Genomic DNA, 14,756 nt, shown 5'->3' on the forward strand with positions numbered 1-14,756 from the left:
GGTTATCCCCGCCGCTTTTTTGTTGTTGGCACGCAATCGCAATGCGGTAGCGCCGCACTTCCCGGCGTGCTCTCCTGCGCCACCATCGGGCTGGAGAGGATCAAGAGGGATGCGGGCCTTGATATCGGCCGCCGTCGGCGCGGCGATCACATGCGGCGCCACGTTCGGCTTCGTCGCGGAGGCCGCAGCTACGCCGGCGCGCCTCATCATCCTGCGTCACGGCGAGAAGTCCGACCCTTACCGGCTCTGCGAGATCGGCCGCCGCCGCGCACGGGCGTTGGTCGAGCAGTATCTGGGCCGCGATGCGGAGCGCAGCTACTTTGCGCCCGGAACGGCACCGGAGGCCATCTTCACCATCTCCATCCACACGGTGGAGACCGCGTCGCCTTTGGCCAATTCCTGGGAACTGCCGCAGGCCTTCTATTCGGTGCTTCCGGTCGGCAAGGCGCCGAAGCTGTTCGACAGTGATCTCGCCAAGCGCACCAAGCAGGCGGCCGAGGCGCTGCTGAACAATCCGCGCTTCGACGGAAAGACCGTGGTGGTGGTCTGGGAGCACAACCACATCGCCGATGCGTCGCTGCCGCCGGGGCGGCGCGCGCTCACTTTGCGCCAAGCGCTCAATCTCGACCAGCTTCCCGGGGTGCCGGAGACCTGGCCCGACAACACCTACGACTATTTCTGGATCGTCGATTACAAGCCGGGCAATCCCGTGCCGGTCTCGTTCCGGATGGAAAAGCAGGTCTTCACCGGCAAATATGCCGACCTGCCGCACAATGACTGGGGCCAGCCGGAAGGGCTGGACGTGCGCGAGACCGATTGCGAGCCGTGAGGCCGAAAAGCAGAAGGCCGGCGCGCGTGCCGGCCTTCGCAATCTGACAGATGCCGCTCAGAAGCTCGGCGTATCGCCGGGGAGCGGGCTCCAGCCGCCGCCGCTGGTGGGATCGCCGGGCGGGGAGGCGCCGTCGAAACCGCCGAGATCGGCTGGGAACACGTAGTCCTCGTTGCGGTCATCGCCGATCGGCACGTCCGGCTTGATGGCGGGGCCGGGGCCGGGATCGAGGTAGCTGCCCTGCGGAATCACCGGCAGCTGAACCACATCCGGCTTGCGGGGATGGATCTCGATATGGGGCACGGAGCCGCTGCTGCTCTGGGCGCGCGCCGCATCGGCCGGCAGCAGCACTACGGCTCCGAGCGCGCACAGCAGCGCGCCGCCCGCGGCACCCGCACCCGTGAAAGACCAAACCTTCGACATCCGAACCCCCGGAATGTGCCACCCATAGTCGCTTAGGTCAGCCGGTGCCGGGACGCAAGCGAGCGATCGGATCGTGGTTGAGAGCGGCGGTGGACAGGGGCGGTCCCCAGGCTCCGCGTGTCAGGCGCCGGCAGGGTTCCGCCGACGCCGTGGTGGCGGGGCCACGGTCGCCGGAAAAGCACCGGGCGACCGCGGCTCGTGTCTCACTTGAAGCCGATGACGCCGTGAGGAACGTAGGGCTCCTCCAGCGCTGCGACCTCGGCGGGCTCAAGCTTTAACGACAAGGCGCCGATGGCGTCATCGAGGTGCGCGGGCTTGGTGGCGCCGATGATGGGCGCGGTGATGACCGACTTCTGGAGCACCCAGGCCAGCGCCACCTGCGCCGCAGGCACGCCCCGCGCCGTCGCCACCTCGCGTACCCGGTCCACCACCTTGCGGTCGGCGTCGGCGGTGCGGGTCCAGAGCGTCTTGCCGAATTCGTCGGTTTCGGAACGGGCGCTGGTTTCGTCCCACGGGCGGGTGAGGCGGCCGCGGGCGAGCGGGCTCCAGGGGATGACGCCGACGCCCTGATCGGCACAGAACGGCAGCATGTCCCGTTCCTCCTCGCGATAGAGCAGGTTCACGAGGTTCTGCATGCTCACGAAGCGGGCCCAGCCGTGCTTCTCCTGCAGGAACAGGGCCTTGGCGAACTGCCACGCATGCATGGAGGAGGCGCCGATGTAGCGGGCCTTGCCGGAACGGACGACGGTGTCCAGCGCCTCGAGCGTCTCCTCGATGGGCGCGTCATAGTCCCAGCGGTGGATCTGGTAGAGGTCCACGTAATCAGTGCCGAGGCGGCGCAGGCTGTTGTCGATCTCCGCCAGGATCGCCTTGCGGCCGAGACCGGCGCCATTGGGGCCGGGGCGCATGCGGTTGAACACCTTGGTGGCGATCACCACCTCCTCGCGCTTGGCAAAATCGCGCAGCGCCCGTCCCAGGAACTCCTCGCTGGTGCCGTCGGAATAGACGTTGGCGGTGTCGAAGAAATTGATCCCCGCTTCCAGTGCCTTGCGGATGAAGGGACGGCTTTCCTCCTCCGGAAGCGACCAGGGGTGCGTGCCCCGGTTCGGTGCCCCATAGCTCATGCAGCCGAGGCAAAGGCGCGAGACTTCAAGGCCGGTACGGCCGAGCTTCACATAATCCATGTGGGATGGCCTCTTTCATGCGCGGCGGACGCCGCAAGGCAGGACGGGACCATACGCGCGGCTGGGGGAAAGCCGAGCATTTTTCTTCACGCGCGCGAATGGACTTGTGCGGTCCTACCGCCTCAAAGAGAGAGGCGTGCGTGCGGCCGCCGACCTCGACACCAAGATGAAGGCCTATCGCACCGACAATCCGAAGGCCAAGGCGATGGAAGCGGCTGAAAAGGCCATGGGGGCTGATCCTCCATCCGTGGGGTTTGGACGGAGCCGCTTGCGGTTCTGTCCGGGCCGCACGGGCGAGGCCGGCTCAACAGGCCAGACGATAGCGGCCGTTACCGGTTGAACGGCGGCGTGTAGGGGGCGAAGGGTTTGCCCGGTTCCATGGGCGCATTGGGCTGGAGAACGCAGTACAGGCGCTTGTTGTAGACGACCGCGAGGGGGAGGCAGATCTCAGCGACGCTTTTGGCGCCGTCCGAGCAGGACTTCCACGCCATCTGCATCTCACGGGCGCTGCACTTTTCTCCCGTGCATTCGTAACGGGAGATGGTGCCAGCCTTGGCGTAGAAGACGGTGGGCCTGCTGTAGGCGGCGGGATCGCCCAGCTCCTTTTCAAGCGCACGATAGGCGGCATCCGCATTGGCCTGCGTGCCCTGGCCGAAGACGGTTCCGAACCCCTCGCTCTGGAAGTCGAAGTCCCCGCCCTTGACCACGCAGGTCACGGCTTGCGCGGGCGAAATGGCGAAAGCGAACGCGAGGCATACGCCAAGCAGGCTGAACCGCCCTCTGTTCTTGGCTGTCTTACGCCACGTCCCGAAACGCATCACCGATCATCCTTCATCCAATGCACACGCCACCGAGCGAAGGGCAAGCGCTGCCCCCATGATTCTGGGAGCAGCGCTTCCGCCCGGACAACGGGCACCTTGACCCTGCTGCCGCCGTGCCCTACCACGCTCGCTCAAGTGAGCCCGTAGCTCAGCCGGTAGAGCACGTGACTTTTAATCATGGGGTCTCGGGTTCGAATCCCGACGGGCTCACCATCTCTCCCAGACAGTCGAAGCCGCGCCCTTAGCTTCAGCGATTCTGCGGCGGCGTCTGCAGATCGTTCGGCCCCTTGGGCCGCTCGGCCGGATCTGCGTGGCCCGCCTGCTGATCCTCCAGCGTCTCGGCGTGGTAGATGTTCCGCCCGACAAAGATCGCGACCATCATGAAGGCGACGGTCGCGACGATGAAAGCGGCGGCCTTGCCGGCGCCGCGGGGCGGGGAAGGGCGATCTGCGGACATGTTGGCATCTCTCCGTATCACGTGGGGTCCCTGGTGGAACGTGAAGGGAGGGCAAGCCGTTCCCGCTGCGCTTCCGCATCGCAGCATCGGCGCTTGACCCCATACCGGCCCGGTTCCACGATCCGGCTTCGACAGGAGCCCAAGATGCCCGTTCTGAATCGCGTTGCCGAAACCGCCGCCGAAATCGCCGCGTGGCGCCGTGAACTGCACGAATACCCCGAATTGATGTTCGATCTGCCCCGCACCTCCGCCTTCGTGGCGGAGAAGTTGAGGGGGTTCGGCTGCGACGAGGTGGTGACGGGCATCGGGCGCAGCGGCGTGGTGGCGGTCATACACGGCCGCGAGCGCGGAGCGGGGCGCGTCATCGGATTGCGCGCCGACATGGACGCGCTTCCGGTGGAAGAAGAGACCGGCGCGGCCCATGCCTCGAAGGTGCCGGGCAAGATGCACGCCTGCGGCCATGACGGCCACACTGCCATGCTGCTGGGCGCGGCCCGGCATCTTGCCGAGACGCGGGCCTTCGCGGGCACGGCCGTGCTCATCTTCCAGCCCGCCGAGGAAGGCGAGGGCGGCGCCCGCGTCATGATCGAGGACGGACTGCTGGAGCGCTTCCGGCCCGAGGAGATTTACGGCATGCACAACATGCCGGGCATTCCCGTGGGCCATTTCGCCATGCGGCCGGGCGCCATCATGGCCTCCACCGACCGGCTCGAGATCACGGTGGACGGCACCGGTGCCCATGCGGCGGCACCCCACCGGGGCGTCGATCCGGTGCTGGTGGGCTCGGCCATCGTGATGGGCCTTCAGCAGGCGGTGGCGCGCAATGTGGACCCGCTGGAGGCGGCGGTGGTGTCCATCACCATGTTCCATGCGGGTGCGGTGGAGAACGTGATTCCGCCCAAGGCGGAACTCACGGGCACCGTGCGCACCCTGAAGGCGCAGGTACGCGATCAACTGCGCCAGCGGCTGCCGGAGATCGTCTCCAAGATCGCGGAGGCCTACGGCGCCCGTGCGGAGCTGCGCTGGATCGACGGCTATCCGCCGACCGTCAACCATCCCGGGCAGGCCGATTTCGCCGCGCGGGTGGCCCGCGACGTAGCCGGGACGGACAAGGTGGATGCGGACACGACGCCCATCATGGCGGCCGAGGACTTCTCCTTCATGCTGGAGGCCCGGCCGGGGGCGTTCATCTTCGTGGGCAACGGCGACAGCGCGGGGCTTCACAACCCGCGCTATGATTTCGATGACGCCGCCATTCCCTACGGCACGTCCTTCTGGGTGCGCCTCGTGGAGAGCGCCCTGCCGCTGTAAGCGGGCGCTTCAGGCGCCCGTCTTACGGGCCGGTCTTGGGCGCAGAAGTCTTGGGCGCGCAGGTCTTGCGCAGGCGGAAGGTGATGACGCCGTCCGTCACTTCGCGTCCCTCGAAGACATTGCCCGTCTCCGCCGCCAGATGCGGAATGTCGATGACCGACATGGGATCGGTGCAGGAGACCACAAGCCTCGTGCCGCAGGCGGCTTCCGCCAGCGCCTTGCGCGTGCGCAGGGCAGGCATGGGGCACTTCAGGCCCTTGAGATCGAGATAGAGCTCGCCGGTCACCGGATCGGCGGCCGGGGTGCGCCGGCCGAAACCGGGCGCGCGATCCTTGCTCGGGCTGTCCACCATGCGAAGCGCGCTCCTCATGCGGTCTGGTCCTTGAGACGCGCGAGGCTTTCCTCGCGGCCGAGAACGGCGAAGACGTCGAAGACGGGCGGAGAGGTGGTGCGGCCGGTGAGGGCGGCGCGCAGCGGCTGCGCCACGGCACCGAGCTTCACGCCTGCCTGCTCCGCATAGGCCCGCACCACTGTCTCGGTGCCGGCGGCGGACCAGTCGGCCGCCTCAAGTTGCGGGATCATGGCGGCGATATGGGCGCGCGCCTCCGCCGTGAGCACGGCTTGCGCCTTCTCCTCCAGCGGCAGCGGCCGGGTGGCGAAGATGAACTCAGCACCGTCCAGCAGTTCGGTCAGCGTCTTGGCGCGCTCCTTGAGCCCCGGAAGGGCCGCGCGCAGCTGCTCCATGCGCGCGTCCGTCAGTCGGGCGAGGCGGTGCTCGGCGTCAGGCAGGTGCGGGATCAGGCCCATCACCGCGTCGAACAGCTCCGCGTCGGAGCTGGCGCGCATGTAATGGCCGTTGATATTCTCAAGCTTCTGGAAGTCGAAGCGGGCGGCGGAGCGGCCGACGCGATCCAGATCGAAATGCTCGACCATCTCCTGCGTGGAGAAGATTTCCTGATCGCCATGGCTCCAGCCGAGGCGGACCAGATAGTTGCGCAAAGCGGCGGGCAGATAGCCCATGTCGCGATAGGCATCGACGCCCAGCGCGCCGTGGCGCTTGGAGAGCTTGGCGCCGTCCGGACCATGGATCAGCGGAATGTGCGCCATGCGCGGCACGTCCCAGCCGAGCGCATTGTAGATCTGCGTCTGGCGGGCGGCGTTGGTGAGATGGTCGTCGCCACGGATGATGTTGGTGACGCCCATGTCATGGTCGTCCACCACCACTGCCAGCATGTAGGTGGGCGTGCCGTCCGACCGCAGCAGGACGAGATCGTCCAGGTCCTTGTTCGGGAAGGTGACGGTGCCCTGCACCTGATCCTCGATCACCGTGACGCCCTCCTGCGGGGCGCGCAGGCGGATGACCGGCTTGCGGTCGGTGGGGCGCTCCGAGGCCGGGCGGTCGCGCCAGCGGCCGTCATAGCGCGGCGGGCGGCCCTCCTTGCGGGCGAGCTCGCGCATCTCGTCGAGTTCCTCGGGCGTCGCATAGCAGGGGTAGGCATTGCCCCGCGACAGCATCTCCTCCACCGCCTGCCGGTGCCGCTCGGCACGGGCGAACTGGTAGATGACGTCCCCGTCCCAATCGATGCCGAGCCAGGTCAGGCCCTCCAGAATGGCGTCGATGGCCTCCTTGGTGGAGCGCTGGCGGTCGGTGTCCTCGATCCGCAGCAGCATCTTGCCGCCCTTGGCCTTGGCGTAGAGCCAGTTGAACAGCGCCGTGCGGGCGCCGCCAATATGCAGAAAGCCCGTGGGGGAGGGAGCAAAGCGGGTGACGATCTGCGACATCTCGTAAAGGCCGGACGTGGGAGGAAAGCGGGTGGGCGAGACGCCCCTGTGAGGCCTGCCAGCAGGCCGACGCGCACGAAGCCGTGGCGCATGCGAGGCGCCCGTGTAGCATAGGCGCGGGAGCGAAGGAACACGGCCGATGGGGGACGGTCGGGCAGGGGCGCGGGGCCGCCCCGCCGAAGCACGCGCGGGCGTGCTCGGCGGCGCTGTCGCGCGCCCGGTCTTCATCCCCGCCCCGGTGTGGCCCGGTGCCCTCCTCGGCCGCCTGCGCGACCGCCTGTTGGCCGACGTCCGTGCCGAGGCGGCTTCCGGCCGGCTGGTCCTCTGGCTGCCGGTTGGCTTCGGCTGCGGCATTCTTCTCTATTTCGGCGCGGCGCAGGAGCCGTCGCTGCCGGCTGTCCTCGGTCTTGCCGGCGCCCTCGCAGTCGCAAGCCTTTGTGCGCGGGCGCGGCCCGTGGCCTTCGCGCTGCTGCTGTGGCTGACCGCGGTCGGAGGCGGTTTCGCCCTCGCTACCGCACACACCGCATGGATCGCGCACCCGGTGCTCCTGCCGCCTCAGACACCGGTGCGCCTCTCCGGTTTCGTGGAGCAGGTGGAGCGGCGGGCGAAGGCGGATCGCATTCTGCTGCGGGTGACGACAGCCGAGGGCAAGGGGCTTGCGGTGAAGCCGCAGCTCGTGCGGCTCTCGGTGGCGCGGGGCAGCGCACCGGCGGCAGGCACGCCGGTCTCCGTTCTGGCCCGCCTGCTGCCGCCCATGGAGGCGGCGCTGCCGGGTGGATATGACTTCGGCCGCAATATCTGGTTCCGCGGCATTGATGCGGTGGGATTCGGGCTCGGTCGCCCGCGGATCATCGCGCTCGCCGAGCCGGCTCCCTTCAGCGTGCGCATGGGGCGCCTCGTGGACGAGGTGCGTCAGGCGGTCGGCGCGCGCATCCGCGCCGTGCTCAGCGGCACCGCCGCCGACATCGCCGTGGCGCTGGTCGTGGGTGACCGTGCTTCCATCTCTCCGCAGGTGGAAGAGAGCATGCGCGTCTCCGGCCTCACCCATGTGCTCTCCATCTCCGGCCTGCACATGGCCACGGTGGCGGGTACACTCTTCTTTCTCGTGCGCGGCGGCCTTGCGGCCTTCCCCCCGCTGGCGCTGGGGTTTCCCATCAAGTCTCTGGCGGCTGCGACGGCGCTCGCGGGAAGCGGCGTCTATCTCCTGCTCTCCGGGAATGACTGGCCGGCCCAGCGCTCCTTCTGGATGCTCGCCATCGTGCTGGTGGGCGTGATCGCGGGGCGAGCGGCGCTCACTCTGCGCACGGTCGCGGTAGCGGCGGTTCTGGTGCTGGCGTTCGGCCCCGAATCCTTGCTGGAGCCCGGCACGCAGATGTCCTTCGCCGCGACGCTGGCGCTGGTGGCGGCCTACGAGCAATGGACCGGGCTGCGCGGCCGGCTGGCGGCCGGCCCGCTCGTGCTGCGGGCGCTGGCGCGCATGGGCCTGTTCTTGGCCGCCCTCTCCATGACCTCCGTGGTCGCCGGGGCTGCGACGGCGCCCTATGCGGCGCTGCATTTCCAGCGCCTGGGCATCATGGGCCTCCTCTCCAACCTCGCGGCCATGCCGGCGGTGGAGTTCCTCGTCATGCCCTTCGGCCTGCTCGGGGTGCTTCTCCTGCCGTTCGGCTGGGATTTCATCGCCTGGCCGGTGATGGGCCTCGGCATCGACATCATGGTGAAGGTGTCGGACGTGGTTGCGGCCCTGCCCGGTGCCGACATGCGCACCGATTGGGTTGGGGCGGGCACTGCCGCCTTCGCGACACTCGCTTTGCTGGCGCTCTGCCTGCTGCGGGGGCTTCTGCGCCTTGCCGCCGTGCCCTGCGTCGTCGCGGCGCTCCTGCTCCTGGGCGCGCCACCCCGGCCGGACGTGCTGATTGCCGCCAACGGCCAGACCGTTGCCGTGCGCGGCGGCGATGGGCGCCTGAGCATCGCGGGCGCGCGCAGTTCGCGGCTGGTGGCGGAGCAGTGGCTCAGCAAGGAAGCCGATCCGCGCACGGCGGAGGCGCCCGATCTGGCGCAGGGCTTTGCCTGCGATGCCCGCCGCTGTATGGCGCCGCTCCCGGACGGCACGAAGATCGTATTGGTTCGCAAGGCCGAGGCTCTTCCGGCCGCGTGCGGGGAAGCGAGCCTCGTGGTGACGGCGGAGGTCCCTTCGACCGAGAACATTTCGGCCTGCGCCGCCCGCCTGTTCACGCCGCAGGACATGAGCCGCACGGGGACGCTGGCGCTCTTTCATCGACCGGGGCAGGCGGCAGGGGAGATAGCCACCCCGCATCGGGTCGCGGGTGAACCTCCGCCGGCGATGGGAGAGGCCGCACCAGCGGCCGTGGAGCTGCCACAGGCTGCATCCGGCAACAGCGTGCAGGCTAAAGCCGCGCCCGAGCTCCGTCCTGAAACGCCGTCCGAAACAGACGCTTCGTCTTCCGAGGTGAGACCCGCATCGGCGCAAGCCGAACCGGATGGTCCGCCGCCGGCCCCGCCGGCCACGCGTCCGCGCCGCATGGCGGCCGATCACCGGGCCTCGCTCTGGCGCGATCAGCAGGCCCGCTGGGCCAAGGCGCGAGAGATAAGGGCGGCAAGGAACGGAGGCACCCAATCCGGGATACGCCCGATGTCCTCAGCGCCGCCGATGCCGCCAACGGCAGATGCCGGGGCAATCAGGCGCGCACATGTGGAGGAGGAGCCAACCGTGGGTAGGCAGAAGTCCATCGCTCCGTCAGCTCAGCCGCACACGCCCACGGAGAGGGCCCCTCGACAATCGGCGCGGAGCGCCATGACCCAAGCGCCTTCTCAGGCGCAAATCCGCCAGTCCTTCGCTGTGCACTGGCGAACTGTTCCGACGCGCCCTGTCGGCGTTCAGCGGCCCTGGATGCCAGTGCTCCCGGATCTGCCGATGCCCGTCGTCGATACGGAGACAGCCGGCCGCCGAAGCGCGGACGATGCGCAGGAGGAACCCTGATGGTCCCGCTGCATCTCACTGTCCCAAAACAATCCGTCTCTCGGAAACCGCGCTTCCGAACGCGCCCTCAGTACCGGCGGATGAGCCCCACGAGCCGCCCCTGGATGCGCACGCGGTCGGGGCCGAAGATGCGCGTTTCATAGGCGGGATTGGCGGCCTCAAGGGCGATGGAGGCGCCCTTGCGGCGCAGGCGCTTGAGGGTGGCTTCCTCGTCATCCACCAGCGCCACGATGATGTCGCCGGTGTCGGCCGTGTCGCACTTGCGGATGAGCACCGTGTCGCCGTCGAGAATGCCGGCCTCGATCATGCTGTCGCCGCGCACCTCAAGGGCGAAATGCTCCCCCGTGCCGAGCATTTCGGGGGGCAGGTTCAGCGTGTTGCTGCGGGTCTGGATGGCCGAGATGGGCGAGCCGGCCGCAATGCGGCCCATGACGGGCACGGCCACCACGGCGGCTGGTTCCTCGTCATCCACCACCGGGCGCACGCGCCCGAGGCTGCCCTCGATCACGCTGGGTGAGAAGCCGCGCCCGCCGCTGCGGGCGGCCGCGAGACCCGGCGCCGCGCTATCCGGCAGGCGCACCACCTCCAGCGCCCGCGCGCGGTTCGGCAGGCGGCGAATGAAGCCGCGTTCTTCAAGGGCCGTGATGAGGCGATGGATGCCGGACTTGGAGCGCAGATCCAATGCTTCCTTCATCTCGTCGAAGGAGGGAGGCACGCCCGTTTCCTTCAGGCGCTCATGGATGAAGCGCAGAAGATCATACTGCTTGCGGGTGAGCATCGTGTGGTTCCGCCCCTTGCGACCAGGCCCATCGGACCGGGAGACGATCCGCTCCGCGCCCTGCGAAACAAATCAGGAACATTATGTACCTGTTTCTTGTTTGTTCCACAAGCCTCAACATCGGGTAAACGCCGGTCTCAGGCGTTGAGCGGAATGATTTCGCACGGGTCGCCCACCTTTGCCTCGGGCGCATGAGCGGGGCGAATCAGCAGGCAGTCGGCGCTCGCGAGAGCCGAGAGCATGCTGCTGTCCTGATTGGTCAGAGGATGGGCAATGGCTTGCCCGTCCTCGAAACGCAGCCGCGCCCGCACGAAATCCATGCGCGTGTCATTGGCCGGCATGGCGGTGCCGAGCCGCGCCGGGCGCGTCGCCATCAGCGGGGCATCCTCGCCCTGCATCCGGCGCAGGATGGGCAGCAGGAAGAGCACGGCGCAGACATAGGCCGAGACCGGATTGCCCGGCAGGCCGAGGGCCCGCATGTTGCCGCCGGCGCCGAACATCAGCGGCTTGCCGGGGCGCAAGGCGATCTTGTGCACGGCGAGCGCGATGCCCTCGGCCTTCAGTGCCGGGGCCATCAGATCATGCTCGCCCACGGAGGCGCCGCCAGAGGAAACGAGCACATCGATGCCGAGGTCACGGGCGCGGCTTATGGCGGCGCGGGTCTCGTCCATGCCGTCGCGCACGAGGCCGAGGTCGATCACCTCCGCGCCCGCTTCGCGCGCGAGCGCCGCAAGACCATAGACGTTGGACACCACCACCTCCGAAAGGAGGCCGGTGGCCTGTCCGGGATAGACCAGCTCGTCTCCCGTCTGGATGATTCCCACCCGCGGGCGGCGGGCCAGCGGCAGGATGGCGTGATCGGCGGCTGCAGCGAGCATCACGTCGCGAGCATTCAGCCGCCGGCCGGCCGGCAAGAGGGCGGTGCCGGCGGCGAAATCAAAGCCCGCCTTGCGCACATTGCGGCCCTTGGCGAGCGGCACGGTGATGGTGACGCTGTCGCCGTCCCGCGTGGTGTTCTCCTGGATGACCACGGTGTCCGCGCCGGGCGGCACGACGCCGCCGGTGAAGATACGCGTGGCTTCTCCCGGCCCCACGGCGCCGTCGAAGGCGCGGCCAGCGGCCGATTCGCCCACCACCTTCAGGGTCAGCGGGATGTCCAGCGTCTCGGGATAGGCGAAGGCATAGCCGTCCATGGCCGACATGTCGGCACCCGGCTGGCTGCGGCGGGCGGCGAGCGGGGCCGCGAGCACGCGGCCCACGGCTTCGTCCACTGGCACCATCTCGGTTGCCAGAACATCGAGATCGCGCGTGATGAGCGCGAGGGCGTCGGCCACCGGCATGAGCGGGGCCTTCTTGGGCGTGCCGGTCATGCTCACGCCGCGCGCCAGTCGCCCGAGCGGCCGCCGGATTTTTCAAGCAGGCGGATGTTCTCGATGCGCATGCCGCGATCGGCGGCCTTGGCCATGTCGTAGATGGTGAGGCAGGCGACGGAGACGGCCGTCAGCGCCTCCATCTCGACGCCGGTCTGGCCGGCGGTCTTCACTCGCGCGACCACATGAAGACCGGGCAGGGTTTCGTCCGGCGTCACTTCCACTTCCACCTTGCTCAGCATGAGGGGATGGCAGAGGGGGATGAGCTCATGGGTGCGCTTGGAAGCCATGATGCCGGCGATGCGGGCGACGCCGAGCACGTCGCCCTTCTTGGCATTGCCGGACTGGATGAGCGCGAGGGTCTCGGGGGCCATCACCACCTGTCCTTCCGCCAGCGCCTCGCGCGTGGTGGAAGGCTTGTCGGACACATCCACCATGCGCGCGGCGCCGGTGGAATCGAGGTGGGTGAGGCGCGTCATCAGCGGACCCTGGTCCAGGTCTGGGTCTGGCACAAGGGCACGACGATGCAGCCGCGCACCTTGAGCGTGTTGTCACCATCCAGCGTCAGCGAGGCGCTGTAGGTCTTGCCGTCATCGGCATTGTAGATCTGCCCGCCGGTCCATTCCGTGGGGCCGCCGGAGAAGCCGCCGAGAATCTGCAGGCCCTTCAGCACGCGGTCGCGCTTGGCGGCATCCGAATTCTTCGTGTCCTTGAGGTTGGGGTCGGCCTTGATGCCCTCGGAGGTCACGATGCGGCCGCACACCGAGGCGCCGCACTTGCTGATCTCCACCTGTCCGCCATGCACCGGCGTCGCCCACAGGCCGGTCACGTCAGCGGCCGCGGCCGGGAGCGTGAGTCCGGTGAGGCCCATAAAGGCGCTCGCGGCGAAAATACCCACCATCTTCATGCGCATCTCCCTAGGGGCCGCATCTTGCGGCGGCCTCGGGGCCAGTATGCCCCCGGCCGTTCCGCGCCGGAAGTCAGCCGTTCAGCAGCGTGCGGGTGGCGGAGGTGACATCCTCCTGCCGCATCAGGCTTTCGCCCACGAGAATGCTGGCGATGCCCACCTGCCGGAGCAGCTTCACGTCCGCATGCGTGAAGATGCCGCTCTCGCCGATGACGATGCGGTCCTTCGGCACGCGCGGGGCGAGACGGCCGGAGGTGGCGAGCGTCGTCTCGAAGGTACGCAGGTTGCGGTTGTTGATGCCGATGAGCTTTGAGGGCAGAGCGAGCGCCCGGTCGAGCTCGGCTTCGTCATGCACCTCGATGATCGAATCCATGCCGAAATCGGTCGCCGCGGCCACAAGGTCGCGGGCGAGCGTGTCATCCACGGCGGCCATGATGACGAGGATGCAGTCGGCGCCCCAGGAGCGGGCTTCCGCCACCTGATAGGTGTCGAACAGGAAATCCTTGCGCAGCACCGGCAGGCTCACCTGCGCGCGGGCAGCGATGAGATATTCCGGCGCGCCCTGAAAAGAAGGCCCGTCGGTCAGGATGGAGAGGCAGGCCGCGCCCCCGTCCTCATAGGCGCGGGCCAGCTCCGGCGGATCGAAATCCGGACGGATGAGGCCCTTGGAGGGGCTTGCCTTCTTGATCTCGGCGATTAGGGCCGTCTGGCCGGCGGCGATCTTCGCCTCCAGCGCCTTGGCGAAGGGGCGCACGGGATCGGCCGCGCGGGCGGCCGCCTCGGTCGCGGCCTGCGGACGCGCGGCGCGCGCGGCTTCGATCTCGGCGCGCTTGTAGGTCTCGATGCGGGAGAGAATGTCGCTCATGCGTCCACCTGCGGGGCAAGCGCCTGCGTGGCGCGGGCAAGTTGCTCAAGCTTCGCCTTGGCGGCGCCGCTGTCGATGCTGGCCTTGGCCATGTCCACCCCGTCGCGCAGCGAGGCAGCGCGGCCGGAAATGAGGAGGGCGGCGCCGGCATTCATGACGGCGACGTCGCGATAGGCGCCGGGGGCACCCTCAAGCACGGCGCGCAGAGCTGCCGCATTGTGCTCGGCATCCCCGCCGCGCAGCGATTCCGGTGCGGCGCGGGTCAGGCCCACGTCCTCCGGGCTGATCTCGAACGTGTGCACGCGCCCGTCTTCGAGGCTCGCCACGTCCGTCGTACCGGAGATGGTGATCTCGTCCAGGCCGTCCGATCCGTGCACCACCCAAGCGCGCTCGGAACCCAGGGCTTTGAGCACCTCGGCCAGCGGCGAGAGCCACGCCTTGGCGAACACGCCGACCATCTGGCGCTTGACGCCGGCCGGATTGGAGAGCGGGCCGAGCAGGTTGAAGATGGTGCGGGTGCCCAGTTCCACGCGCGTCGGGCCGACGTTCTTCATGGCCGGATGATGCGTCGGCGCGAACATGAAGCCGATGCCGGTCTCCGCAATGCAGCGCGAGATGGCGGCGGGCGCGAGGTCAATGCGAACGCCCAACGCTGCCAGCACATCCGCCGCGCCGGACTTGGAGGAAAGCGCGCGGTTGCCGTGCTTGGCCACCGGCACGCCGGCGCCCGCGACGATGAAGGAGGCGCAGGTGGAGATGTTGTAGGAGCCCGAAGCGTCGCCGCCCGTGCCCACCACGTCCACCGATCCGACGGGGGCGTCCACGGTCAGCATCTTGGCGCGCATGACGGAGACGGCGCCGACGATCTCGTCCACCGTCTCGCCGCGCACCCGCAGGCCCATGAGCAGCGCGCCCATCTGCGAGGGCGTCGTCTCGCCGGACATCATCTTGTCGAAGGCGTAGGCCGCCTCGTCGCGGTTGAGCGCCGTGCCCATGGCGACCTTGTTCAGGAGGGGGCGGAAGCGTTCCAT

Annotated in this window: 16 protein-coding genes and 1 tRNA gene; 5 read left to right on the forward strand and 12 right to left on the reverse strand. The window is 68.6% G+C overall.

Annotated features, from left to right (window positions below):
- Positions 1-109 precede the first annotated feature (109 nt).
- A complete protein-coding gene (locus DFO45_RS05215; RefSeq protein ID WP_133864051.1) occupies positions 110-829 on the forward strand; it encodes a histidine phosphatase family protein in 720 nt (239 codons plus the stop codon).
- 57 nt (positions 830-886) lie between these two features.
- On the opposite strand, the gene DFO45_RS05220 is transcribed toward DFO45_RS05215, so the two are convergent.
- Together DFO45_RS05220 and DFO45_RS05225 are read right to left on the reverse strand one after the other, a co-directional pair.
- A complete protein-coding gene (locus DFO45_RS05220) occupies positions 887-1,252 on the reverse strand; it encodes a hypothetical protein (protein ID WP_012170720.1) in 366 nt (121 codons plus the stop codon).
- 203 nt (positions 1,253-1,455) lie between these two features.
- On the reverse strand, positions 1,456-2,436 hold the full coding sequence (locus DFO45_RS05225) for an aldo/keto reductase (protein ID WP_133864052.1): 981 nt from the start codon (positions 2,434-2,436) through the stop codon (positions 1,456-1,458).
- A 136-nt stretch (positions 2,437-2,572) separates the two neighbouring features.
- Between DFO45_RS05225 and DFO45_RS05230 the strand changes: the two genes are divergently transcribed.
- Positions 2,573-2,776 carry a hypothetical protein gene (locus DFO45_RS05230; RefSeq protein ID WP_133864053.1) on the forward strand — a complete coding sequence of 68 codons (204 nt, stop codon included), beginning with the start codon at positions 2,573-2,575 and terminating at the stop codon, positions 2,774-2,776.
- Here the strand turns inward: DFO45_RS05230 and DFO45_RS05235 are convergent.
- Positions 2,766-3,152 carry a hypothetical protein gene (locus DFO45_RS05235; protein WP_133864054.1) on the reverse strand — a complete coding sequence of 129 codons (387 nt, stop codon included), beginning with the start codon at positions 3,150-3,152 and terminating at the stop codon, positions 2,766-2,768. The two genes, DFO45_RS05230 and DFO45_RS05235, sit on opposite strands and share 11 nt — an antisense overlap.
- A 242-nt stretch (positions 3,153-3,394) precedes the next feature.
- Here DFO45_RS05235 and DFO45_RS05240 point away from each other — a divergent pair.
- Positions 3,395-3,470: transfer RNA gene (locus DFO45_RS05240), tRNA-Lys, on the forward strand.
- 34 nt (positions 3,471-3,504) lie between these two features.
- On the opposite strand, the gene DFO45_RS05245 is transcribed toward DFO45_RS05240, so the two are convergent.
- Positions 3,505-3,714 carry a hypothetical protein gene (locus tag DFO45_RS05245; protein ID WP_043879247.1) on the reverse strand — a complete coding sequence of 70 codons (210 nt, stop codon included), beginning with the start codon at positions 3,712-3,714 and terminating at the stop codon, positions 3,505-3,507.
- A 144-nt stretch (positions 3,715-3,858) separates the two neighbouring features.
- Here DFO45_RS05245 and DFO45_RS05250 point away from each other — a divergent pair, with 144 nt between their 5' ends.
- Entirely contained in the window at positions 3,859-5,025 is a 1,167-nt protein-coding gene (locus tag DFO45_RS05250) for a M20 aminoacylase family protein (RefSeq protein ID WP_133864055.1), read from the forward strand.
- 22 nt (positions 5,026-5,047) lie between these two features.
- Here DFO45_RS05250 and DFO45_RS05255 read toward each other — a convergent pair whose 3' ends face one another.
- Positions 5,048-5,395 (reverse strand): sulfurtransferase TusA family protein, encoded by a 348-nt coding sequence (locus DFO45_RS05255; protein ID WP_332118972.1) that lies wholly within the window; start codon positions 5,393-5,395, stop codon positions 5,048-5,050.
- The gene (gltX, locus tag DFO45_RS05260) at positions 5,392-6,807 is read right to left on the reverse strand and encodes a glutamate--tRNA ligase (RefSeq protein ID WP_133864056.1); all 1,416 of its coding nucleotides are present in this window, start codon (positions 6,805-6,807) and stop codon (positions 5,392-5,394) included. Before gltX ends, DFO45_RS05255 begins: the two co-directional genes overlap by 4 nt.
- A 139-nt stretch (positions 6,808-6,946) precedes the next feature.
- On the opposite strand from gltX, the gene DFO45_RS05265 reads away from it, so the two are divergent.
- Positions 6,947-9,805, forward strand: a complete 2,859-nt coding sequence (locus tag DFO45_RS05265; RefSeq protein ID WP_133864057.1) for a ComEC/Rec2 family competence protein — start codon at positions 6,947-6,949, stop codon at positions 9,803-9,805.
- 67 nt (positions 9,806-9,872) lie between these two features.
- Here DFO45_RS05265 and lexA read toward each other — a convergent pair whose 3' ends face one another.
- The 6 genes from lexA to trpD all read right to left on the reverse strand — a co-directional run bounded on the left by lexA (position 9,873) and on the right by trpD (position 14,756).
- Positions 9,873-10,583, reverse strand: a complete 711-nt coding sequence (lexA, locus tag DFO45_RS05270; RefSeq protein ID WP_012170728.1) for a transcriptional repressor LexA — start codon at positions 10,581-10,583, stop codon at positions 9,873-9,875.
- 137 nt (positions 10,584-10,720) lie between these two features.
- Positions 10,721-11,953, reverse strand: a complete 1,233-nt coding sequence (glp, locus tag DFO45_RS05275; protein WP_133864058.1) for a gephyrin-like molybdotransferase Glp — start codon at positions 11,951-11,953, stop codon at positions 10,721-10,723.
- 2 nt (positions 11,954-11,955) lie between these two features.
- Positions 11,956-12,432, reverse strand: a complete 477-nt coding sequence (gene moaC / locus DFO45_RS05280; protein ID WP_133864059.1) for a cyclic pyranopterin monophosphate synthase MoaC — start codon at positions 12,430-12,432, stop codon at positions 11,956-11,958.
- The gene (locus DFO45_RS05285) at positions 12,432-12,860 is read right to left on the reverse strand and encodes a DUF2147 domain-containing protein (RefSeq protein ID WP_133864060.1); all 429 of its coding nucleotides are present in this window, start codon (positions 12,858-12,860) and stop codon (positions 12,432-12,434) included. Before DFO45_RS05285 ends, moaC begins: the two co-directional genes overlap by 1 nt.
- Before the next feature lie 73 nt (positions 12,861-12,933).
- Positions 12,934-13,725, reverse strand: coding sequence for an indole-3-glycerol phosphate synthase TrpC (gene trpC, locus DFO45_RS05290; protein WP_133864061.1), 792 nt, complete (start codon positions 13,723-13,725; stop codon positions 12,934-12,936).
- Positions 13,722-14,756, reverse strand: a complete 1,035-nt coding sequence (gene trpD, locus DFO45_RS05295; protein ID WP_133864062.1) for an anthranilate phosphoribosyltransferase — start codon at positions 14,754-14,756, stop codon at positions 13,722-13,724. Before trpD ends, trpC begins: the two co-directional genes overlap by 4 nt.

Origin of the sequence: Azorhizobium sp. AG788, assembly GCF_004364705.1 — a bacterium.
Classification (GTDB): domain Bacteria; phylum Pseudomonadota; class Alphaproteobacteria; order Rhizobiales; family Xanthobacteraceae; genus Azorhizobium; species Azorhizobium caulinodans.